Below are 24,659 nucleotides of genomic sequence, written 5' to 3'. Positions count from 1 at the left end.
TTTATTCTTCATAAAAAAGATTTAGTAGATAGCCCGCCTATTGAGAACGTCCTAATAAATAACTAAAAAAAATAAAAATGAAATACTTCAGCACCTTCTTGTTCCTCTTATTAGTAAACAGTGCTTTCGCACAAACCACCCGTAAAATTGTAAAAGATTTTGACGGAGATGGAAAAAAAGACAGCGTATTTATAGATAGCGATAAAGATATTTTAATGCTTTGGCTATCTACACAAAAATATAAGCGAGTAGAAAGCAAAGAAATCACACACCTAAATTTCGGTAATACATTGGTGGCAACCACCAAAGGTTTTGAGTTTTGGAACGATTACGATCGCTCAGGTTTTATCAGTGTGTTTGCATACGATAAAATAGCTAAGAAAATGCGGTTAGTACAAATGCGCAGAAGTGATGATATGCTGGGAAGAGATCATGCTAACGAAGGAATTTACGAATCGAGTGTAAACCTAATTACTAATAAATATGTGGGTATAATTAGAACCAAGATTAAGGGCAAAGTTATTAAGTCCATTATTAATGCTGAACTAGTGTTTCCGAAAACCTATTTGGAAACGTTTAGCGATTTGATAAATTTTGATTATCAGGCTAAATGCATTGCACTTTACAATAAAAACAAATCGAAAAAATAAATAGTATTTGATGAAATCAAACCTAAAAACCATAACATTTATTCTTTCTTTTATAGGATTGACGTTCCTGCCAATTACGATGCTGATTCAATATAACCGATTGGTACCAATTGAAGGTGTTTTGAGCGAAGTTAATAAGTCCACAAATCGGATATCCTATTTTAAATTTAATTTAAGTGGATATAAATGCACTTTTGAGAACAAGGGGAATGGCCTCTTAAGTTTGTTAAAACCAGCCATTATTTACAATGATAAACCAGTTTACTTTAAAATATTAAAAGATGATTTACCTTTTGTTAATACCTATTTAAAATTTACCTACATCGGTTTTAACGGTAAGCATACCCTAATAGATTTGTACTATTGCATCGTTAAACCAAGTCTATTGATCCAGATTTTTCTGATATGCTGCACTGTTGTATTGTTTGGCCTAAATTTCATTTGTCATTATAGATATAAGCAGATAGTTTTTAAAAGATTGATGGTTGCTTCTCTCCTATTTTCATTTCTATTGATGTTATTATAAATGGTAAAGACAGACTTTAAAAACAAATTCAATTTCATAACTACCATTAATTTATGTGCAATCTAATTTAATCACCATAATAACAAACTACCAAACCTACGAATTCGCCATTAGCTATTTTTCTCAAATTATATAAGAGCTTACTTACGGATACCTTCCTTAAAGAAATTTAAGTATAAGCGGGCTGCCGCAAGGTTGGGTAATTCCTGGGTATTGGCATAGTTCCCTGTTAGTAGTAGCACGGGCTTTGCCTGTATAGAAGTGAAACAACAGACAAAGTAACTGATATAACCATTGTAACCTTTGAATTCCAATATGTAAGCCTGGCTGTCTTTATAGGCCACCCGTATCTTGTCGTCATCACCACGTAGAAAGGCTATAGAGGAAACAGCCTTCTGATCAAAAGTAGCCTTTGTCGTTACAAAACTGTTTTGGGGGATTTTATCCAGGCTACTACGTAAAGAGGTTAGTGTTGCAGGGCTCTTGATCATGCTAACCAATTGGTAATTCCCTTCAAGGGTTGTAGAGAACATTTCTTCTTTGTCCGGAAAATTAATATTGCCGTATAGCTGGTCACTGATGCTATCAAAAAGTCCAGACTCCAGCAGAGAAAGTGTTTTTTTATAGGCCGCCCAATTAAATGCTTCCGGATTTTTGTGGCTAACAAATAAGTTTTTAGCCATCCGCAGTTTTACGGCTGCGAGATCTGTTAGTTGTTTTGGTGAAGCTTCATAGGTAACGGTCTTTTCTTCGTTCAGGTAGATGGCGAAGGCATGTTGCGCTTTCAGGTATTGAAAGTATAACGTGCAATACATACCATTCTGAATGTAGATAACGCTGCTACTGTCTGAATAGAGTATTTTGACGTCGCCATCCTTTTGCATTGACTTGAACTTCTCTGTAGTAACAGCATTCGGATCTTTTGATTTTACAATATGCAATCGTCCATCAAAGCCCTGGAAATGCTTATATGGTAACATGTCTTTGAACCCTGCATAGTAATAGTCCGGATCATTACTGTCGATATTTAGGTCGCATAACTTCCACTTAAATTCGTAGGTACCACCTTTACTTTCCAGCTCATAATTATAAGGCAGGTCAATATTTAGCCTGGTACCATCAAGACTTACAGTGTGATATAAATTAGGGATAGCTAAAATGTCTTTTATGCAAGAAAGGCATGGGGCTGAAATGTCTTTCGCTGGTGGTTGTGTACCTGTACTATTGGAATGGTTACCGCAGGCCGATATCAGCAATGCGGTTAGTAAGGTAAGGATGATTGAACCGGATATTTTTTTGTGGTGGATGGGCATTGATTTTGTTGGTTTATTAAAGGTTAGCGTATTTTATATACGCGAAACAAAGATATTTGCATTTTGTTTACCAAATAAAGTAATCTGGATAAGTAAACCTGCGTCGCTGATTTCCTATTCAGATTTGATATCACTTTGCGCTACTTTCAGTTTTCTGTGCCAAAAGTGCTGATAGTAGGGTTCATATTTTGTTATGGGCTTCTTTTATTTATGAACCATAATTAAATAGCTTATGGGCCTTTATTATTTAGGAAGGCACGCATTATCGAAAGCTCACGGCAGCAGCTTTCCATAAAAGAGCATAACGCACTCTTGCTGATTTTAGCGATATTTGTAACTATTCTTCTGTGCATAAACGCTATTGCCATTAAGGTCAAAATAACAAATAGTTGTTTAAATAAGCTTATGGTTCAAGCTGTATTAAACTACTTTGTCCTGTACTATAATTGGAGACAACTCCAGCCTCCGGTCAGCCTGTTTCTTTAGTATAATTAATTAGATTTGGGTAATCAAAGCAATATAGTAGTCTAAATTTACACGCTAATTTTACAAACCATGCAAAAGGCTCAAGCTGCAATACCTTAACCACTACCATGAAAAAGGTGATTGTACACCTTCCGGGGTATCAGGTTGATTCCACATTAACTATTCGATTTTTCTCATACTTAAAACATCAGATTAAAAAAATATATTATCGTTTTTATTGGTGCAGTAGTGTTCGGTGTATAATTACTACCCAATATGATTTTACGAAAAAAATTAACCCATTTCAATTATATTTATGTTTGTTAAGGAAGTTCATTCAAAAGGCGAAAGCCCGCTTACGGGAAACATCGTCTTCAAACAAAACCAGCTTTCACCTTTAAATGTAGGTACTGGTACCATTACCGTACAGCAAACTGTTTCGAGTAAGAAAAAGGAAGACAGTTCTAGCACAGATGGTATAGTACCAGAAACAAAGTATGAGAACATTCACAAATTTGCAGTAAATGGCCCACGATTTAGTTTGCCAATTGGGGCTATTACCTCGGTTTTTCCGCCAGAAAATGCACAAGGCGATTATGATAAGGTATTGCCCCACGTTTGTCTCAACAGGTCTACTATTCCATGGGAACGCTCTATTGTAACGACAAAACTAAAGGCTAAACTGTTAAAAGAAACGCCAGATCAGGCTCCCTGGTTGGCTATCCTTAGTGTATATGATACCGATCAGGCTGTAAAAGTTTCACAGATTGATCTAAGCGGACTGATTGCCTCAGCAAAAACTGCAACAAATGAATCGAACAGGCTTCCGGATAATTATCTTCACCCCTATTTTGAGCTTAACCCAACGGCAGAAAAGTTAACAGATAAATGTTTAGTGGTAGATATTCCCGTAGCACTGTTTAATACAATTGCCCCAACCAAACAAGATCTGCCCTGGCTGGCACATGTACGGCAGATTCAACCCAGCAATACTCAATCATTACGTTACCTTGAGCATTTAAAGGGGATTTCCAATGAAAAGACATTGCCAGAAATTGCTACAGTTATTGGTAATAGGTTGCCGCTTCCGGGAGGTAAAACCACAGCTTACCTCGTATCTCTGGAAGGATGGGAAGATTATCTGCCCAATGAAGAATCACCATCATCTAAAATAGCGGTTAACATTACGCATGTACGTTTGGTATTGCTCAAACAATGGGATATCTATGCCATAGATAGGAAGGAAAGTTTCCTGGGCTATCTCACCAATCTCAATCAGGAAGAAAAAAAATATACCGGAAGCCTGTTGCAGCTTGCGGCCGACTACGAGCCTGGCAAGGCTGGTGATGCCATCAACAATGCTTTTAAGATGGGGTTTGCTCCATTAAATCACCATACCCGTAGTGGCGATCAAACCGTATCCTGGTACCGCGGACCTTTTGTGCCCTATGATATAAAGGCTGGTGAGGTTACGTTTCCGGTAAATGGTCCGGATAGTGCAACTGCATACAATCCAGATACCGGGATGTTAGATGTTTCTTATGCCGCTGCCTGGCAACTGGGTCAGCTGTTGGCCTTACAGAACGGCAATTTTGCAGAAACGCTTTACAACTGGAAATGGAGCAATACACGGGAGGCCATTGCCAAATTTGAAAATGAAGTGCTCACCGATACCCTGCAGAAGATTGTAAATGACAAGAAACCGCTCACAGTTTTACGCAGTGGTACACCACATGAGATTTCATTACATGCACAAACCAATATGTTGAACATGATGAACGCAGGTTTAAGTGCAATTTTAACAGGATTTATGAACAATCAAGATAACTATTCGGATGAAAATTGATAGAGCAGAGATGCTGGATACGCTAAGTAATCCGGATAAATTAAGGAATTTATTAAACCATAACCAACCGTTGAAGGCTTCCTCGTCGCCAACTGATTCTACCGAGCAGAAACTATCTGACTGGCTTGGGCGACTCAAGTTGCTGCATGGTGTACCTTTTAACTATTTGGTACCCGATATGGAGATGTTGCCCATGGAATCGATCAGGTTTTTTCACTGTGACACTACCTGGTTAAGTTATTTGGCAGATGGAGCGCTGAGCATTGGCCGTACCGCTTCATCAGACTACACCCACGATGAAGTTCATCTTCCTAAGCTTAAGTTATTTGCACGCAAATCATTAAAATCAGAGCGTGGTAAAGCTTTAGGGCATCTGTCTATCCATTTAAATAAAAAAGAATCTGGTTTATTAAATGCCGAGCCTAATAAAGCATCAGAAACTATTACCGGTTTCTTATTGCGCTCTGGTGTAGTAAAAGATTGGGAAGGCATGCAGGTTGCCGCTTTCGGAGCTAATGATGTGCCCTGTCAATTGCTGCGCATGGACCACCTGAGTCCAAATGTGCTGCTTTGCATGTACGAAGGCATAGTGAACAGAATCAGGATCAATGAGCATCCGGAAGTACTTCACTTTGGATTTGAGAAATTAGAGACGCTTCAGAAATCATTCAGGAACCTGGCTAATAAGGGAGTTGGTCAGGAACCTGGTACTCAAATAGACGAAAAGGTTATTAAGCCAATTGTGCTCAACCCCAGGGATGAAAAGTTATCGTACATGCGTTCAGGAAATACCGGGATTATAAGAATCAATAAGTTGGCGGCTGGCATGCAAAACGCGCTTAATAAAGGAGTTGATTATAAAGATTCGTTTACGGCTGCAGAGTTTGCGCTCGAAATGGTTGCCGGCGCAGAAGCAGTTAATTTCATAATTAAATAAACGGAATATCCAGATGAAAACAAATTTAATTGCAGACGGCCTGGGTTTGGTTGTTCCAATGAATATCGAAGCCATGTGTGTTGCCGAATCAGTTGGTGCGAAATTTCAGCCAGAAACTTATGATTTTAGCACGTTGCCTTTGTCAAAAAGTGAGAAAAGGCCATTTATAACAGAATCATTAGTGTCCGGCACAAAATTAGAACCAAAGGACCCTGGTGTGCATTTACACTGGGCCCTGCCCGATGGATTAACAAAGGGAGCAACCCGTCAGGATGGCGAGGGTGCTGTTACCTTTCCAAAAACACCAGATCGCTGGTTGGTGACAAGGGTGGCTTCTGACCTTTCAAATCCGGCCAGTCCGGTAAATAAAATCAGATCCTGGGTGGTAGAAAGTAACTATATCTCTAGCGAGGCCAAGGGAGGCCGGCCGGCAACTGCTGTACCCTATAACACGGACGCTCCCGGTAAGAATAAACCATTGTACCGTTACCTGGGTCGTGTTTTATCTTATGAAACCTGGCGGACAAACCATCAGCAAAAACTGAAAGGTATAACACCAAATACAAATGAAGAATACGCCAACGGATTAAATGCTTTGGGTTATGGTTCGCCCACATTTTCTGCATCTTACAGTACCAGCAAAAGTGCTTTCGGCTTTTTTGATAAACAGGCAGACCTCAAAGAATTTCCTGGTGCTATCCTGTTATCGTACCAGGTAATTGGTTGGTACCACAACGAAGAAGACGATCCCATCAACCAATTGCCACTTCAGTTTAACCAGGCTGATTTTAAAAGGCTGTTGGAAGATGCGACGGCAAAAGACCAGGAAATTTTAAACGCCTATTATTCGGTTTATATTGAGGATGGTGCTTACGTGCTAAAAAAAGGTATCGATGCAGGGGAACAACTGAGTGTGATTAATGCATTGTCGTCATCAGGCTTTAATTTTTTAGATGGTTTATTGAACAGGTGCAAATGGTCACTTCCATCCAGCATTGCTGAAACTTTACCTAATGTTACCCATACTCTTTATACAGGCACAATCAATAATGTAAAATGGAACGGTACAGAACCTGCTTTTAGGGAGCTTAGCAAGAATATGAGGGTTGCGGTGGGCAATACTGCAACAGAGGCATTGGCCGCCCTCATGGGCAAGGTGAGTAATATGCCCAATCCAAAAGATGTTGAATGGTTATTGAATGCACTGCAATTGGGCAAGCTTAAAGACCTTTTATTGCTGAAAGAGGTAGACCGCACTGAACAGCTGAATATTGAGCTGCACACCAACGGTTTTAACGCTTCCGGAGGTGGCGAATTTTGGGAAATCTCTAAAATTGATAGTGACAAAGATAAAACAGGCTTAAAAAGTCTGAACAAAAGTTTAGGCACCCTGCTTAACGAACTGAACAAAATCCAGTTTGATTACGATCGCAATTTGAATGAAATCGAATCGGCAAGGATCCAGATTTTTATGGATTGGTACAGATTTATACAGCTGGTGCGTAAAGATGAAGATAACCATGATCATGATAACCTGGAAATAGGCAATGTACAGGGCTTTATTGCTAAACAGATAGAGGAGCTGAATGCAAAAGCTGATGCTAATGACAAAGAGCTGATAAAAGAAAAAATTGAGGCCATAAAGAAACTCATTCCAAAGGAATATGAATTGATCAGGAATTCGGCACTACGGTATTGGCAACCAGCCGAACCAGTTGTTTTATTCCAGGGCGATGAAATCACTCCTCCCCAAAGATATGGAGGCGATGGACGTTTCATGGCCAATAAATCCATGGTTTGCCGCCTGTCATCACAGTTGGTGAACAAGCTTGTAATACCAAAAGATGTTGTTGGAAATGAAGGTGAGTTTGTTTTTGAAGGAAAGGATGCACCGCAGCTGCCAAACAACATGCCCTTGCCTCATGCCAACCAGTTTTATGCACTTTTTACCGAAAGCTGTTTGCTTAATCCTTTGGTAACAAGCTTGCTTTGTAAGGCTGCCGGATCAACAATGGAGCAAAAAGACATTCAACTGATCCTCAGGAATGAACGAGAAAAGTATTTAATTCCAACGCTTCCGTTGGTGCTTTCGTTAGCAGCCATGGATCAGATCCAAAGTATAGTAAGTGCTGCAGATTATGATTATCTGTTCGGTTCTTACCTGAAGAAAGATGATGGCTATTCGTTAAATTTAGTGGTCAAAAATCTTCCGGAAAATGAACTCAAACGTTTACAATACATTCTCATTTCTGCTGGCATTGGTCCGGAAAGCAAATTAAAAATTAGTGGTACGGTACCTTCTCCCGTTTATTTTGTTGAATGGGACAAAAACCCATGGCTGCCATATCTCCTATCATGGAAAGTGAATTATTTCCCGGTGGCCGACAAAAAATCGGGTTCAACAAAAGACATTGCTTATAGCAAAGATTTCATTACTAAAAATTTTATACTGGAAAATGGCGACAACAGGCATAACGATACATTGGGAAAAAAACCTCAGCCTATGCAAAACGCTATTTTTCTTACCCCCAATGTTAAAGATAACCTTCATGAACAACTCCAAAAATACATAGATTCGCAACCAGCTGGTACCACAACCGCACTTAGTGATCTTCAGGAAAAATTGAAGAAACAAAGATCGATACTTTCGCAATCGCTTAATGGCTTTAATAATGGCCTGGTAATGCGTGATCAGGTAATGCAGCTAGAGGTTACAGACCTGGTGGAAGATGATCTGCAGGAATTCACCAATATTGATGTACGCAATGTGGTTGGCAGTTTGAACAAAAGTGCCCCTAAACCAGAAAAATATTACAATCCTATCCGTGGCGGTTATTTGCAGATAGAATCGTTAACCATTGTAGACGCATTTGGTTACACGCTGGAAGCACCCAAGGTTAACGTAATGTCGAATTTGATCATTGCCGAAAGCCTTAAAACAAATCAGGGTAATAATCAAGGTTTTATTTACCTGGCTCCAAGAATTGCCCAACCAAGCCGGTTGCAGTTTAGGTGGCTTGCTGCTAATCACGAAAATCTGGAAACGAATTCGCACCCAAGTACTACTCCCGTTTGTGGATGGATCATGGCCAACCATATTCAGCCTGGACTATGGTTTTACAGGGCAGAGGGAACCGCTATTGGGTCGCTAAGCCTTTCTGAAGACGGAAAAAGCGTGCTCTGGCAGGTGGCTCCGGTTGTTGGTAGTGATGCTGAGGCTAACCTTTCGAAATACTTTGCGACTGAAGCTGGTAAAAAAGTAAATGAAGAAATAAAGAACCTGATCATTGCCTTATATAACAATAACAAAGGCGAATACCTGAAAGACTTCTTACAAGCGAACGATTTGTCATTTAGATCGATGAAGCCAAGCGGCTATCAGCAATCCGGAAGCAATGCCGTATTGATGAGTTCTCCAATCGCGGTAGCGCAAGTTTGCTTGGGAATAGAACTCAAAGGGTCACCTGCCTATAGCAATGGATGGGATGACCTCCAAAAGGAAATAGATCAGTTTGCTTCGGATAGCTCGATAGATAGAGTGGATAACGGATTTACAGCAGTTAAATTCCCGGTCCGTTTAGGTAAAACTGCTCAAACCAATGATGGCTTGTTGGGTTACTTTAAAGCACAGGATGCCTACAAAGTGTATCGTTCCATCTCTGTTGGGGAAGCTAAATCCGGAATGGTTGTAAAGCGTACCAACAATGATATTGAATTGGCCTTAAAGGATGCCACGCAAGAAACCATTGTAACCCTGCTGCTAGATCCCCGTGGTAGCGTACATGCCACCACCGGAGTACTTCCGGCTAAAGCCATCGATATTCCACCATCGCAATATGCTGATGCACTGGAAAACCTCAATATGGCATTTTTAACCAGTCCTGTACTTTATGCAATGCGTAGCGAACTGATGCCAAATCCGCTGATGCCTATACCTGCCCAGAGTGGTGGCGAGTGGAGCTGGTTACAAAAAGAACTCGAGGTTTGGACAGCACAGCAGGTTAAACCTGTAGATGATCAGGCCAATTTAAGTAATGTGCCCCAGGAGATCAGAGAAGGATGGTTATTGTTAACAAATAATAAAAAATAGATGGCAACTAAGTTTACAGCAAATTATTTCACGGTTTTAAATAAAAATGGGCAGAACAATCTGTACCGAACAGATGATATCGACTTTAATGAGCTTACCTTTAGTTGTATAAACAGATCTCAGGCAGCTATTACATTTAAGGGTGGAGAGAATCCATCCAGCCTCGAGTTCAGTATGCCCTTTCTTAGAGATGGAGATATAGATCCCGTTAAGGATTTTAAATTTGACAACATTGATGGTTGGGAGCCTGTTTTGCTGCTCAATAAAAAATGGGCGGTATGGAAATTTGTTTGTAAAAATGATATCGAACTGCTTCCCGGAAAGAGTTTCAGCTTTGTGATCAAAAAGATCCTTTGCAAAACATATGATGGGGGATATTTTTTCGTCAAAACAATAGCCGTACCAGGTTATGCCGATCTTGAACCTGCATTGGGCAAAGGCCTAACGGTTATAGCGCCTGAAAGTTCAAAGCTCTCCCTACCTTTAGGAGTCTCTTATACAGATTTGGTATATCCAATAAACACCCAAACAGACCGGCCCCATGCTAAAGTTTCGCTGTTGAAAGATTCTCAATATGAGGGTGCCACATTACCGATCTACCTCACCTATGATCCGTTGTCGCAAATTAAAAATGGGTTTAAACTGCTGTTCACTACCGATACAGATATCGAAATTTTCAAACCAGGCGGGGAAATTAAGGAAGCAAGCATTACGATCATGTTTTTGTTTGGTACTTATCCCCATCAGATTACCACAACAGATCTTGGTAATAGTATTGAAATCAATGCCAATCAGGTAGGCTGGAAACTGAGGCGAAATGCTGATTCTCCTTCCTGGAAATGGATTGCAGATCCTCAAACCATCAGAGAATTTACGTCCTTTTCCTTCAATATCCGTAGACTGGTTACAGATATGGATGCCGTTGAAGGAATTAGCCTGATGTACGTGCAGGTGAACAACTTTGGTAAATTCGCCGATCATGTTTTCCGCTTTCAACTCATTAAAAAAGTAGCAACCCCATCAATACTTAACTTTAATAGAAATAATGCTTCGATTACAATAGGCGAAAACGTAGGCCTGTCCTGGGCTACATCTTTAGCAAACAAAATGGAAATCGCCTATAAAAGCAGGGATAATGAGCGCATTATACTAAGTACGATCCCAAAACCTGGAGAGCACCAGATTGAGCTAACCCAGTATGAACCGCTACTGTTACCGGTACCACCTACAGCTGCAACTACTACATTTGAAGCCACCGCTTATGGACCAGGAAATAGCAAAGCAAGTACAAGCATCACCATTGATGTAAAACAGCGCGTAGCAGAAATCCAATCATTTATCGCCACCCCAGCCATCATTGTAAAAGGAGTAAAAACCACGGTAACCCTTTCGTGGAGCGTTCGCGATGCAAGTCAGCTAAAACTTTACATTGGTGATCAAGAAATTGATGTAAAAAACAGCACCAGCAAGCAGGTAGAGTTAGATGGCCCATTCGAATATAAACTGGTTGCGCGTTCTTATGGCGATGAACTTCCCAACGTTACTAAAACGCTAAAAGTATGCCAATATGAAAATAGAAAGGTAATATCGCTGCCATTTAATGCCGATAAAAAAGGTGATCGCCCACGAGTGGTTCAATGTAAAGATAAAAGTTTAGATTATATATTCTTGCATACTGGACAAGATGAACTTTATTCTATTTGCCTATCTATAAATCTTTTTATTGTTAAGACTAAAACCAACTTCAACAGCTTTGCTGTACTTTGGGAGAAACGACTCTTAGCCTATTACAATATTGGAGATGGTGATCGCCATGGCATTTATGTAAAAAGCATCTTAAACGATCAATGGCTAGGGGACTTCACTCCTTTTCCAGATGCAGCAGATCATCCAATGCCAATGCGTCTTTCGCCCGATGGCAAAAAACTTTATGTGAGCTTTAAACAAGCTGAAACTTATCGCGCCACTTATTTGAATTCGGAGGATCCTAAAAATTTAAGAATTGAAACTGGATATCAACCAATTTATGGAACTGGTGCTCCATTTATAGGTTTTAACATCGGTAATTCATCGGTATTGTATGTCCCTAATAATGAAGACCTCAGCTTACTCACCAGCACATATACCAGAGACGGCCGGATTGAATTTACCAAAACTCAACTCAGCGGCAAAGTGATTGTAATGGTTGAACCAGCTATAGGTACAAAGGAACAAAAAACCTATTTAGCTTATGAAAATAGTAACCTCATTTCCGTCATCCCTCCAGATCTGATCCCGTACCAAATAGACATTGGTGCTCAACCTTTCGATATGACTTTAAGTGCTGATGAGCAAACTTTATATGTAGCCTGTATCAAAGAGAATAAAGTACTCGCTATAAATACAAAGAATCGACAAGTTGAAACCGTTTATTCATCCGTTGATACACCTTCCTGCCTTAAATTATCTCCCGATGGCCTGTTGTTATTTGTTGGTAACCACCGGGCAAGAACGCTTACTGTGATCAATGTAAAAAACGACAATATTTCAGCACCAATTCCTCTGGGCGAGCAGGCGGGTAATCCCATAACGATATCTGTAATACAAATGCCGAAGGACTACTATGTTGTTATTGGAAAAGAAAACTACTCGCAACGAACAAAGTGGACCGATACAATCATCATTAAACCAAATACATCGCTCAATGTGAACATGTTCAATTTTTATAAACCAGGATGATTTATAAAAGGCGGTTCTCAGTTTTTTCTGTAGGGATGCCTATGGCAACAATATATAATACCCAATACTAAAAAAATGGCAAACAAGTTTACGGCAAATTACTTCACGGTTTTAAACAAAATTGGACAGAACACACTGTACCGAACAGACGACCTGACTTTTAACGAACTTACCTTTAGTTTCATCAACAGATCTAATGCAGGTATTACGTTTAAGGGTGGCGAAACACCATCGAGCCTGGAATTCAGTATGCCTTTTCTTAGATATGGGGATGTAGACCCTGTGAAGGATTTAAAGTTTGGAAACATTGAAGGTTGGGAACCTGTTTTACTCCTCGATAAAAAATGGGCGGTATGGAAGTTTGTTTGTAAAGAGGATTTGATTGTACAGCCAGACAAAAGTTTCAGCTTTGTGATCAAAAACATCTTTTGCAAAACAGATGATGGGGGATATTTTTTCATCAAAACAACGGCTGTACCAGACTATGCTGATCTTAATCCTTCGCTTAGTAAAGTATTAACGGTGATCACACCTAAAGATTCCAGGCCCTTATTGCCTTTAGCGGTCTCATATACAGATTTGGTATATCCTATTAACACGCAAACAGATCGGCCCCATGCTAAAGTTTCGCTGCTAAAGGATTCGCAATTTGAGAATGCGGCACTGCCGATCTACCTCACCTACGATGCGGGATCGCAAATTAAAAATGGCTTTAAACTGCTGTTCACTACCGATACAGATATCGAAATTTTCAAACCAGGCGGGGAAATTAAGGAAGCAAGCATTACGATCATGTTTTTGTTTGGTACCTATCCCCATCAGATTACGACAACAGATCTTGGAAATTACATTGAAATCAATTCAAATCAGGTAGGTTGGAAACTAAGGCGCAATGCTGATTCGCCTTCCTGGAAATGGATTGCAGATCCCCAAACCATCAAAGAGTTTACGTCCTTCTCCTTCAATATCCGTAGACTGGTTACAGATATGGATACCGTTGAAGGAATTAGTTTGATGTACGTGCAGGTGAACAGTTTTGGTAAATTCGCCGATCATGTTTTCCGTTTTCAACTCATTAAAAAAGTAGCAACCCCATCAATACTTAACTTTAATAGAAATAATGCTTCGATTACAGTAGGCGAAAACGTAGGCCTGTCCTGGGCTACATCTTTAGCAAACAAACTGGAAATCGCCTATAAAAGCAGGGATAATGAGCGCATTATACTAAGTACGGTCCCAAAACCTGGAGAGCACCAGATTGAGCTAACCCAGTATGAACCGCTACTGTTACCGGTACCACCTACAGCCGCAACTACTACATTTGAAGCCACCGCTTATGGACCAGGCAATAGCAAAGCAAGTACAAGCATCACCATTGATGTAAAACAGCGCGTAGCAGAAATCCAATCATTTATCGCCACCCCAGCCATCATTGTAAAAGGAGTAAAAACCATAGTCAATCTCTCATGGACCGTTCGCGATGCAAGGCAGCTGAAACTTTACATTGGTGATCAAGAAATTGATGTAAAAAACAGCACCAGCAAACTGATAGAACTAGATGGCCGATTCGAATATAAACTGGTTGCGCGTTCTTATGGCTATGAACTTCCCAATGTTACTAAAACGCTAAAAGTATACCAATATGAAAATAGAAAGGTAAGATCGCTGCCATTTAATACCGATAAAAAAGGGGATCGCCCCAGGGTGGTTCAATGTAAATATAAAAATGTAGATTTTATATCCTTCCACAATGGACAAGATGAACTTTATTCTATTTGCCTAACTCTAGATATTGGTCTTGTTACGACCAAAACCAATTTTAACAGTTTTGCTTTACTTTCGGAGAAAGGACTCTTAGCCTATTACAATATTGGAGATGGTGGTCGTCATGGTATTTATGTAAAAAACATCTTAAACCAGCAAGGGCTAGGGAACTTTACTGCTTTTCCAGATGCTGCAGATCATCCAATGCCAATGCGTTTTTCGCCCGATAGCAAAAAACTTTATGTGAGCTTTAAACAAGCTGAGACTTATCGCGCCACTTATTTGAATTCGGAGGATCCTAACAATTTAAGAATTGAAACTGGACATCAACCAATTTATGGAACTGGTGCTCCATTTATAGGTTTTAATAGCGGTAATTCATCGGTATTGTATATTCCTAATAATGATGACCTCAGCTTACTCACCAGCACATATACCAGAGACGGCCGGATTGAATTTACCAAAACTCAACTCAGCGGCAAAGTGATTGTAATGGTTGAACCAGCTGTAGGCACAAAGGAACAAAAAACCTATCTGGCTTATGAAAATAGCAACCTCATTTCCGTTATCCCACAAGATCTGATCCCGTACCAAATAGACATTGGCGCTCAACCTTTCGACATGACTTTAAGTGCTGATGAGCAAACTTTGTATGTAGCCTGTATCAAAGAGAATAAAGTGCTCGCTATCAATACAAATAATCGAAAAGTTGAAACCGTTTATTCATCCATTGATACACCTTCCTGCCTTAAATTATCTCCCGATGGCCTGTTGTTATTTGTGGGTAACCACCGGGCAAGAACGCTTACGGTGATCAATGTAAAAAACGACAATATTGAAGCACCAATTCCTCTGGGCGAGCAGGCGGGTAATCCGATAACGATATCGGTAATACAAATGCCGAAGTACTACTATGTTGTTATTGGAAAAGAAAACTACTCGCAACGAACAAAGTGGAGCAACACGGATGTGATAAAACCTAATACAACTATTAATGTAAATATCTTCAACTTTTACCACCCGGTATAAAAATATTTTATCATAATAAAAGCGACGATGAATTTTAACGAGCTAAAAGAATTGATTAAAAACAACTTAAGCAACGGAACGTTTAAGTTGGCCACAAAAGACCAACCAAAGTTAAAAAACTTAGGAGATGATTATCTTGCAGGTGGGAATTTGGAACTTTCATCGGCTGCTTTAGCACCCGAAACGGACGAAACCATAACCGTAAAAGGTAAAGGAACAGCCCTGCCGTTTAAAGACATGGCCGTAACTGCAGAATTCTATCTCATTGATGGTGGCGTGGCACTGGATCTGACCGCTACAACCGGAAAAAAAGACTGGAAGTTAAACGAGTCTATTCCTGCGTTTAAAGATACCATTGCCGAAAAAATCCCATTTAAAGAAGATCCGAAGCCCGCATTCTATCTTTTGTCGGATGCTAAACCAGCCAAAGGCGATACGCCCGCCAAAGGCGCAGGATTAACATTTGATGCTACGGTAGATGTTGGCAAAATTCCTGATAAGGTTAAAGATATTTTAGGAATCGATAAAGAAAAGTTAACTGGTCCGGTTGTTTTAAAGAACAATGGTAAAGACCTTGTTTCTATTGAGCTAACTGGCCCTGATATCGTAAATGTTGGAATGGGCGATCTGGGGACTTTTAAGTTAACGGTGAAAGTAGCCAGCGATATTTTAGAAAATGCCGATAAGACAAAAAAAGTTGTACCCTTTGTGGAACTGTCTACTTTTATCCCAATAAAAGGAGATGTAAATATTGAAATTGTTGCGAAGATCTCCGATACTTCATCGGTTGTACGTTTCGACGCGAAGCTGGATAAAGTAATCAGTTTAGGATTTAATGCACTGGCTGATAAGTTCGGCGATCTTGAACTGCCAAGTGGCTTCGAGTTAAGTGATCATGTGGAGCTGGCAAAGCTTTATATCGATTTCAATATCAAAGAAAAAAAGGTTTCGGTTATTGCTTTTAAACTGGCAAGTAAGAAAGGCTGGGAAATTACAAAGGTAAACGACAATCCTTTTACGGCCAGCGAACTTGCACTACAGTTTGGCATCGACTATCCCCATACCAAAGAAAAACGTGGCGTTAGCCTTAAAATTGAAGGGCAGGTTACACTCGAAAAAAATGCCAGTTTAGTGATTAGTGCCGCCAAAGACAAAAATGGCCTGAAAGTAAAAGGCTCACTTAAAAAGGATTCCATTCTAAGTATCAAAAACTTTATCAAACAGTTTGTTGGTCCAGCTGATGATGTACCAGACATTGTAACCATATACAAACTTGATTTTAACAAGGAAGATAAGGGTTATGCTTTCAATACGGCGCTTAATGGCGCCTGGCAGATCAATGGCGAACAGGGTACGGCTTTGAGCGTGAAAGACCTGACTTTTGATCTGAGTTATAAAACGGCAGAAAAAGAACGAAAAGCAAATTTTGCAGGTGCGCTTAAGGTAGATAACGTTGATATCAAGGTAACTGCTAAATACGAAGGTGGTAAGGATCCTAAAGGATGGACTTTTACAGGTGCTACAGGTACTGATCAACAGATTTCGATGGAGAATTTTTTCACCTATATGGCCACAAACTTTAAAACGGGTAATCCGCCTGCCTGGTTAAAAAAGATCAACATTCACGATCTCGCTACCAGTTTTAACACCAAAACAAAAGATTTTGATTTCAGCGTCAAAGGAAATATCGCTGTTGGAGAGGAAAAAACGCTTTATCTGGAATTAGGGTTTGACCTGGCTCATGAAAAAGAAACTTATCAAAGTACCTTAACGGGAGAAGTTACTATAGACTCCTCATTATTTAAGTTGAAATTTGCCAAAGGTGATGATGAAAATAGTCTGGCGGCGAGTTGGAATGTAATTGAGGAGGAAGAAGAGGAAGACTTTGTAGAAGTTGAGGTAATTGGCGAAGATGTGGAAGATGAAACAGATGAGAAAGACAAATTGCTCCAATTTGATGATATTGTTTCGGTTTTCGGACTGAGCGCCTTGCCTCCTATTCCAGATGGCCTAAAACTTTCTTTAAAAGCAGCAAATCTGCGTTATGATTTTGATCAAAAGGCCTTCGTTTTCACGGCCATATCCAAAAATTATGGTCACGCTACATTTGTGTCCAAAAAAATAGATGAAGAATGGGTCTATGCATTTGGGATCAACATGAAAGCCGATGTAAAGCTCGAAAAGCTGCCATTAATTGGTGCAGATCTGGCCAAAATAGCCGGCAAGGATGTCGGGTTAAATGGAATCAAGCTTATCGGCATTTCAACTACCATCGCAGTTGATGAGATTACGGCATTTAACGAATTGATCAACATTGATGAAGAGGAAATTTATCCAATGCTGCCAGAATCAGACGAGGATTTAGCAGAGGCGACTTACGTGGTACTCCAACTGGATTTGGGAAAAGATAATACCTACGATTACAAATTTAATACTGGTGGTAAAAAGGAACAGCAACTGCTGTTGACTACCGACACCAAAAAGGATGACGGTATCAAATGGAAAAATCTTCAGAAAAAAATCGGTCCGGTACACTTTAACCGCGTTGGCATTGGTTACAAAGATAATCGCATCAGTTTGCTGCTTGATGCCGCCCTGGTATTTTCGGTGCTTAAAATCGAAATGCTTTCTTTGGGCGTAAGCAACTCTATCAGCAAATTTGATCCGGAATTTGAGCTGAGTGGTGTAAACATTTCTTATAAAAATGGTCCGGTTGAAATTGCAGGAAGTTTTCTGAAAACAAAAAATAACGAAGTTACAGAATACAGCGGTACAGCTGTTGTTGCCTTGCAGAATTTCCGCATGTCGGCATTGGGATCTTATGCCTCCATAAAAGGCGAGCCATCGTTATTTGTATTTGCGATGCTTACCTCACCGCCACCGGGAGGCCCACCGTGCTTCTTTGTTACAGGCATAGCGGCAGGCTTTGGATACAACAGAAGTTTAAAGCTTCCAACGATTGATCATGTGGCCGAGTTTCCGTTTGTAAAGGCGTTTAGTAAAAAAAGTCCGTTCAAAGACAATGACCCTAAAGCAGCGCTTCAGGTATTAATGGAGAAAGATCTTGTGCCGATTGACATCGGTCAAAACTGGCTGGCAGCTGGTGTGCAGTTCACCTCATTCCAAATGGTGAATTCATTTGCCTTGATGACAGTACTGTTCGGCACAACATTCGAAATCGGAATTCTGGGTACCTCTGAGGTTTCTATGCCACCTGCTGTTCCTGGTAAGAAAATAGAAACACCTTTAGCCTTTGCCCAACTTGCACTCAATGCCAGAATTCTTCCTGATACAGGTGTAATTTCGATAGAGGCTAAGCTCACGCCGGAATCTTATATCCTGTCAAAAAAATGTGTACTTACAGGAGGCTTTGCTTTTTATATCTGGACTGCTCCAAGTAAATACGAAGGCGATTTTGTAATCACCCTTGGTGGCTATCACCCCGATTTCAAGGTGCCTGCCCACTACCCCAAAGTGCCACGTCTTGGATTTAACTGGCAGGTGAGTAAAGAAGTTTTGATAAAAGGTGCAATGTACTTCGCTATAACGCCTACTTGCCTGATGGCGGGAGGTTTATTGGAAGCTACCTATGTTAGCGGAAACCTGAAAGCCTGGTTTATCATGGGTGCAGATTTCCTGATCGCATGGAAGCCCTACTATTACAGCGCCCGTATGTACGTTTCGTTTGGTGTACAATACACCTTCGATATAAATCTGTTGTTCACCAGGATAACCGAAACCATATCTGTTTGTATTGGTGCCGATCTTAAAGTATGGGGGCCAGACTTCTCGGGTGTGGCAAGTATTCACTTATGGATCATTTCCTTTGATGTTTCATTTGGTGCTGCCGATAGCAAAAAACCAGCAGCAATTACATGGGACGAGTTCACAAAATCGTTTTTACCTCCACCAACAACCAATACAAAACCATTATTATTTGCTGCCACCAGCGGCTTTACATATACTGATACCCAATGTAATAGTAAGTTAACAGATGGCTTAATTCAAGAATTAAAACCCGATAAAGTTAATGATCTGAGCTGGATTGTTACCAGAGACCGCACAGTATTTGAAACGTATAGTGTTTATCCAATAAAAGAGTTCAAAATCAAAATTGTAGATAGTAAGGGTGTAGAGGTCGAATTCGAGATCATGAATGATGTAGCAGTGACACACAGTGAAAAGGGGTTTGGAGTTGGAATGGTGAATGTGGAAAGTAAGGATTTTGAATCAGTGCATTCGGTACTTATCGAACTGGATTATGAAGTTCCTAAAGGAACACGCAAGTTCGCGGTTACCGGTGTGCTGAGTAATATACCTAAATCTTTATGGGAAAAAAGAACTACTGGTTTCGATGCAGATGCGATGATAGAAAATGTATTGGTAGGCTTCCAAATCCGTCCTCAGGCGGTAGCACCGAAAAATACACTGCCCATAGCGCTTTCTAAGTTAGAATTCTTTTACGAAAAATATGGAAGTGACATCGAGTTTACACAACCGAAAGTTATCACTGAATCTAAGCAATCTGAAGATGCAATGGCCTTATTGAAAAGAACAATTAATAATGACGAGGTTGTAAAAACCAGATCTGCCATACTAAACGCATTGAAATTACGCGGGAGGAAGATCAATACCGAAGTAAAAGTAAATCACCTGGAAAATGATGCTGAAGATATTTTAATGGCTCCGCCTTTGATTAAGTATACTTATTGGAGAGAAAAATCAGCCTAGTTCTTTATTTAACATACTGATTTTTAGAAACTTAATACCTAAAATTAATTGACATCCGGACTTTAAACAAATAATTAACCAATGAGCAATTATTCTATTACCGCACTTATTTCTATTCCTCAAGAGGCCGGGTATTTTTTTCCTGACAGGCATTTCCAATACATTTGCGGTAACCCGCTTTACAAACTGATGATTGATAAGCTGGAAGCCATACCACAGATTGGTAAGATCATTGTGAATACAGATTCTGGCACCATTAAAACCTATCAAAGCCGTTCTGGGAAAGTGAAAGTGATTAGCGTTTACAAAGAAGAACCACAAGAGACCGAACTCGAGCTCACCTCAGATAAGGTAACAACCGAGATGCTGAAACATGTAGAGGGCGAACATTTCCTACAGCTCGGTCCTATTTTCCCATTTTTAAAACAGGATACGATAGAGAGGGCAATTGAAAATTATGATAGATATGTAATCAACAAAGAAGATCGCAACCACGACTCCGTTTTCACCATCAGGGCACTGAACCGAAGATATTTCGACAGCGACACGGATATCATTAGAGAAGACCGTCCAAATACCTTTTTAGAGGATGGCATCTTGCATCTCTTTAACAGAACAACTTTTTTAGCTAACGGCAATCGCAAGGTGGGTAAAAAGCCCGATGCCTATATTGTTGAGGAAATCGAAAACCTGGCTATAGATTCTGAAGAAAACTACAGGATTGCTATTTATATTGACGAGCACCGGAATCTCTTTCGCCGCATTTTTGGGAGATAAGTATGGGATGGAAGATGGATTATGAAAATTGGAGGATGTGCTGAACATTATTAATAAAAAATACAGATATCGAAGAATGGAGATAAAATATGTCGGTTTTAGTTAAAAACAGGCTAAAATCTCCAATCTTTTATTGAACATTTTATAATAAAGTTTATTCGAAGAGAATACCCCGGGGCTCAACGCCATTATTTAAGCCATTGGCACAATGATAAAAATATTTAACCACAGATAAAAAGGATGCACACAGATATAAAAATCCGTGTAAATCTGTGGTTAAAACCTTAACTTAATAAATAACCCGGGGCTTGCCCCGGGTTATTTATTAAGTTTAAAGAATTTTTGGTCATCATTCGATATTGTAAATTCAAATTATTTTAAGAGATTTACACTAAACCAACATTGTAAGCGCTACACGTGCTCATTTTTCATTATGCCTCACCCCATTCCTAAAAAGGGAAGTAAAGCCGATTTAGATTATCTTCTTCAGCTCATGAACATGATATTTCCAATTAGCGACCTGCTGAAACAGGAAATAACTGAACATTTAGTGTCATTTGAGGTTAAAAAAGATGAGGTTTTGGTAGAAGAGAATAGTTACTGCCACTACATGTATTTCATTTTGAAAGGGGCCTTAATGGGCCGAACGACGTATAACGGGAAAAAGATTGTCACTTACATGTCGATAGAGAACGAATTTGTAAGTTCTATTTCAGGTCTCCACGGTACCAATGTTTCAAAGGAAGAAATCAGTGCGATTGAAGATTGTTCGATAATAGCCATTCATAATGACGTTTTGCAGCGACTTTTTCTAACTCAGTTTGATATTAATTACTTATTCAGGGTGATGGTTGAAAAATATTATATGGATGCACAGGAACGCACACATATTGTGCGGGTTGGGAGTGCAAAGGAGAGGTTTTTATATTTTGCCCAAACCAAGCCTGGATATATGGAACGTTTGCCTTTAGAATATGTTGCTTCTTTATTGGATATGAAGCCTTTAACGCTGATTAATATCAAAAAACAACACGAATTAAACATTGTTAAAGATAAAGAAACAGCGGATTTTTGTGTTGCAATTGAACGGTGTATGGCCGAATGTGAATTGTTTAAGGATAAGGATATCAGTTTGCAGAGTTTGTCAAAATACCTTAATTTTTCTACACACAAGCTGTCTTCGCTGTTAAACAATCAGTTTCAGCAGAAATTTATAGATTTCGTGAATACACATCGGATTAATCATATCAAAGCACAGATTGCAGTACCAGGTAATTTAAAATATTATACCATTGCAACACTTGCTAACAATGCCGGTTTCTCGTCAAGAAGCGCTTTTTACAAAGTATTTAAAAAGATGGTAGGGATGAGCCCGGTTGAGTACGCAAAGAGTTTGGCGTTTAATAGCTGACAGTTTCTTTACCATTTTCCACCACCAAGACTCAATTGGCAGTTTTCAGTAGTTCAGGGACTTTCAGCCAATTTATAGCGCTCAACCTAAAGCATGACTATTTAGAGCCTGTTTAAATTTTATTCAATTACATTACTTCTACTAACTTGTCACACTGAGCGAAGTCGAAGTGCGTCTCTTAACTATAAAAAATTGTCTTCGACTACGCTCAGACTGACATACGAAATAAATTTTACTTAATTTTAAACAGGCTCTTAGTGCAAACTGGAGATCCGGGATTAACTCTTTATCAGTTTTTTTGTCGACAAAAACCCTTAAAATGCCCGCCTTTTGAGAACCTCTTAAAGGTTTTAATTTCGCTTAAATTCGAAGAAATATTTTCTGAAGGCACAGTCTGAAAAAGCAGCCAAGATAACCAAAAAGGCCAATTTACTCCGTAATCGGGCCTCAGTTTGAAGCGAAATGCGGCGTAACTTTGAAAACGGAACGAGCAGCCATTTTCCCTGAACACCCAGTTTATTGCGCTTTTACCCATGTTTCTCCGACACAGCTATAGACCAACAATACCCCAAGATAACCTTCCCTTTACCTGTTATTGAGCTATTGTTGACCTACTGATTTTAAGCGAGGTAAATTTTTAACCTACCTGATCTACACCAGGACTACAACTCAACCGAAGCAAGGGTAAAGTAGTGTGCAAGCAAGCCATACGCTGACCTGGCCGGAAGGTGGCCTAAACGTGGGGTAAATGTGGCGTGAAGGTGGAATTGGAATATTCTTTTTGGGGATTTTTAATCAGGTGGATTGATTTGGGTAATCATCACTTTTTGATTATCCTAATATACTAAAATTATGGTTATCAGGACTGGAATTAACGCTTAGGATAAATTCAGTAAGCTCATAAGAATAAATGACGCTTAAGATCTTCCATTGCCCTTTTCCCCTATCCACAATGTTATTAAGTTAAGCCATTAGGCATAAGAAAATAATTTAACCACAGATAGGAAGGATGCACACAGATATGAAAATCCGTGTTTATCTGTGCTCATCTGTGGCTAAGAACCCTTAACTTAATGACATTGACCCTATTCAGACCGCAGGATTCCCGTGGAACAACTTATTAAATAGTACAGCGTCTTTTTCGATGATGCTTTGTCTGAAATGTTGGACGACCTTTTCGATCCTGACCTTTTCCTGGGTTGTATCCTGGGCATTTACGAAATGAGATAACATGATGAATAAAGTGATCATAATTGTTTTCATTGGAGTTATTTTTTGTTGTTTAGTACTAGATTTTTAACTTGATCAGATGGTTTTTCGATGGCCCAACGGTAAAATAATCCTGTGATGATACATGCCGTAAAACAGATGAAAAGAGCAACATTTCCTGATGTAGAAATATCCCCTTTTTTAAGTAACCACTGTACCATGTGGATGATCCCCTTGTGTGAAAGATAAATGGAATAAGAAAGTGCTGCCAGTTCAGAAGTGATACGATATTTTCGCTTGCTTAAAACAGATGATTTCGAAATTGAACCCAGCACCAGAATGCCATAGCTGATGGCTACTAATGTAAAACCAAAAAAAGAGGTATTTTCAGAGACCTGGTCTTTGCAAAACCACAGCGAAAAACCTACCGCCAGCATTCCGATGAGCAGCAATGGATTTCCGTAACTGTCAACCGCAGCCCTAAACTTCTGAGAAAAACTGAACAGATAACCAATCAATACGCCAATTGCCAATCCATCAAGCCTGGTATGGGTCGGATAATAGATTTTCATATACCACGTCCTCCAAAAATCCGCGGTATTGATATCTGGAAAAACATATTCGGTCCAGGAGAAATAGCGCAAAGTAATGGAAATGATGATCAATAACGGGATGATCAATTGGATATGGCTAATTGCCTTTACTCTTAGCAGAAATAACAGCAACAAGGGCAAAAACAGATAGAATTGCTCTTCAATGCATAGGGACCAGGCGTGAGAAAAAGTACCATAATTAAAAACATCCAGGCCATAATTTTGAGTAAATGAGATGAACTTCCAAAATGGTGGTAAATTTTCTCTTTCTCTGAAAAAGGATATACTGAAGTACAGGAATAAAGTAAATGCATAAGGTGGGATAATCCGGAAAAACCGTTTAGTCATAAATATCCCCAATTGAATTTTTTGATGCGCTCTGATCTCCCTGAACAGTTGACTGGAAATTAAAAAACCACTTAATACAAAAAAAAGGTCAACCCCGGTCCAACCGACCCAGCCGATCGTTTCAATCCATTGCGGATGCTCAAACATCCTGTAGTGATACAGAAGTACGAGTACAATTGCGATGGCCCGTAGGTGGTCCAGTCCGTTAAATCTTTCTTTACTCATTTGTTTTTTTCTGTAAATTTCATTCTA

11 protein-coding genes are annotated in these 24,659 nt (G+C 39.6%); 9 read left to right on the top strand and 2 right to left on the bottom strand.

The window, feature by feature from the left end; genetic code table 11:
* Positions 1 to 77 precede the first annotated feature (77 nt).
* Entirely contained in the window at positions 78 to 650 is a 573-nt protein-coding gene (locus IM793_RS16640) for a hypothetical protein (RefSeq protein ID WP_193423257.1), read from the top strand.
* Between the two features lie 666 nt (positions 651 to 1,316).
* On the opposite strand, the gene IM793_RS16635 is transcribed toward IM793_RS16640, so the two are convergent.
* On the bottom strand, positions 1,317 to 2,489 hold the full coding sequence (locus IM793_RS16635; RefSeq protein WP_193423255.1) for a hypothetical protein: 1,173 nt from the start codon (positions 2,487 to 2,489) through the stop codon (positions 1,317 to 1,319).
* A gap of 781 nt (positions 2,490 to 3,270) precedes the next feature.
* Here IM793_RS16635 and IM793_RS16630 point away from each other — a divergent pair.
* The 8 genes from IM793_RS16630 to IM793_RS16595 all read left to right on the top strand — a co-directional run bounded on the left by IM793_RS16630 (position 3,271) and on the right by IM793_RS16595 (position 22,257).
* Positions 3,271 to 4,800, top strand: coding sequence for a hypothetical protein (locus tag IM793_RS16630; RefSeq protein ID WP_193423253.1), 1,530 nt, complete (start codon positions 3,271 to 3,273; stop codon positions 4,798 to 4,800).
* The gene (locus IM793_RS16625; RefSeq protein WP_193423251.1) at positions 4,790 to 5,737 is read left to right on the top strand and encodes a hypothetical protein; all 948 of its coding nucleotides are present in this window, start codon (positions 4,790 to 4,792) and stop codon (positions 5,735 to 5,737) included. Before IM793_RS16630 ends, IM793_RS16625 begins: the two co-directional genes overlap by 11 nt.
* A 13-nt stretch (positions 5,738 to 5,750) precedes the next feature.
* Positions 5,751 to 9,827, top strand: a complete 4,077-nt coding sequence (locus tag IM793_RS16620) for a hypothetical protein (RefSeq protein ID WP_193423249.1) — start codon at positions 5,751 to 5,753, stop codon at positions 9,825 to 9,827.
* Positions 9,828 to 12,545: a YncE family protein gene (locus IM793_RS16615; RefSeq protein ID WP_193423247.1), complete on the top strand. Its 2,718-nt coding sequence runs from the start codon at positions 9,828 to 9,830 to the stop codon at positions 12,543 to 12,545. It begins immediately after the preceding gene.
* Between the two features lie 75 nt (positions 12,546 to 12,620).
* Complete coding sequence (locus IM793_RS16610; RefSeq protein WP_193423245.1) at positions 12,621 to 15,338, top strand: YncE family protein; 2,718 nt, start codon at positions 12,621 to 12,623, stop codon at positions 15,336 to 15,338.
* Between the two features lie 27 nt (positions 15,339 to 15,365).
* Entirely contained in the window at positions 15,366 to 20,069 is a 4,704-nt protein-coding gene (locus tag IM793_RS16605) for a DUF6603 domain-containing protein (RefSeq protein WP_193423243.1), read from the top strand.
* Positions 20,070 to 20,150: 81 nt separating this feature from the next.
* Positions 20,151 to 20,846 (top strand): hypothetical protein, encoded by a 696-nt coding sequence (locus IM793_RS16600; RefSeq protein ID WP_193423241.1) that lies wholly within the window; start codon positions 20,151 to 20,153, stop codon positions 20,844 to 20,846.
* Between the two features lie 433 nt (positions 20,847 to 21,279).
* Positions 21,280 to 22,257 carry a helix-turn-helix domain-containing protein gene (locus IM793_RS16595; RefSeq protein WP_193423238.1) on the top strand — a complete coding sequence of 326 codons (978 nt, stop codon included), beginning with the start codon at positions 21,280 to 21,282 and terminating at the stop codon, positions 22,255 to 22,257.
* A gap of 1,268 nt (positions 22,258 to 23,525) precedes the next feature.
* Here IM793_RS16595 and IM793_RS16590 read toward each other — a convergent pair.
* Positions 23,526 to 24,632 carry an acyltransferase gene (locus tag IM793_RS16590; protein ID WP_193423236.1) on the bottom strand — a complete coding sequence of 369 codons (1,107 nt, stop codon included), beginning with the start codon at positions 24,630 to 24,632 and terminating at the stop codon, positions 23,526 to 23,528.
* Between the last annotated feature and the right edge of the window lie 27 nt (positions 24,633 to 24,659).

Source organism: Pedobacter sp. MR2016-19 (assembly GCF_014947265.1).
GTDB lineage: Bacteria > Bacteroidota > Bacteroidia > Sphingobacteriales > Sphingobacteriaceae > Pedobacter.
The sequence above is the reverse complement of the archived record's forward strand: the minus strand, read 5'-3'. Positions and strand labels throughout refer to the sequence as shown.

Excerpts from the sequence above, each read along its gene's own strand:
- IM793_RS16640 (WP_193423257.1), top strand. The coding sequence starts at position 78 with ATGAAATACTTCAGCACCTTCTTGTTCCTCTTATTAGTAAACAGTGCT.
- IM793_RS16635 (WP_193423255.1), bottom strand. The coding sequence starts at position 2,489 with ATGCCCATCCACCACAAAAAAATATCCGGTTCAATCATCCTTACCTTA.
- IM793_RS16630 (WP_193423253.1), top strand. The coding sequence starts at position 3,271 with ATGTTTGTTAAGGAAGTTCATTCAAAAGGCGAAAGCCCGCTTACGGGA.
- IM793_RS16625 (WP_193423251.1), top strand. The coding sequence starts at position 4,790 with ATGAAAATTGATAGAGCAGAGATGCTGGATACGCTAAGTAATCCGGAT.
- IM793_RS16620 (WP_193423249.1), top strand. The coding sequence starts at position 5,751 with ATGAAAACAAATTTAATTGCAGACGGCCTGGGTTTGGTTGTTCCAATG.
- IM793_RS16615 (WP_193423247.1), top strand. The coding sequence starts at position 9,828 with ATGGCAACTAAGTTTACAGCAAATTATTTCACGGTTTTAAATAAAAAT.
- IM793_RS16610 (WP_193423245.1), top strand. The coding sequence starts at position 12,621 with ATGGCAAACAAGTTTACGGCAAATTACTTCACGGTTTTAAACAAAATT.
- IM793_RS16605 (WP_193423243.1), top strand. The coding sequence starts at position 15,366 with ATGAATTTTAACGAGCTAAAAGAATTGATTAAAAACAACTTAAGCAAC.
- IM793_RS16600 (WP_193423241.1), top strand. The coding sequence starts at position 20,151 with ATGAGCAATTATTCTATTACCGCACTTATTTCTATTCCTCAAGAGGCC.
- IM793_RS16595 (WP_193423238.1), top strand. The coding sequence starts at position 21,280 with ATGCCTCACCCCATTCCTAAAAAGGGAAGTAAAGCCGATTTAGATTAT.
- IM793_RS16590 (WP_193423236.1), bottom strand. The coding sequence starts at position 24,632 with ATGAGTAAAGAAAGATTTAACGGACTGGACCACCTACGGGCCATCGCA.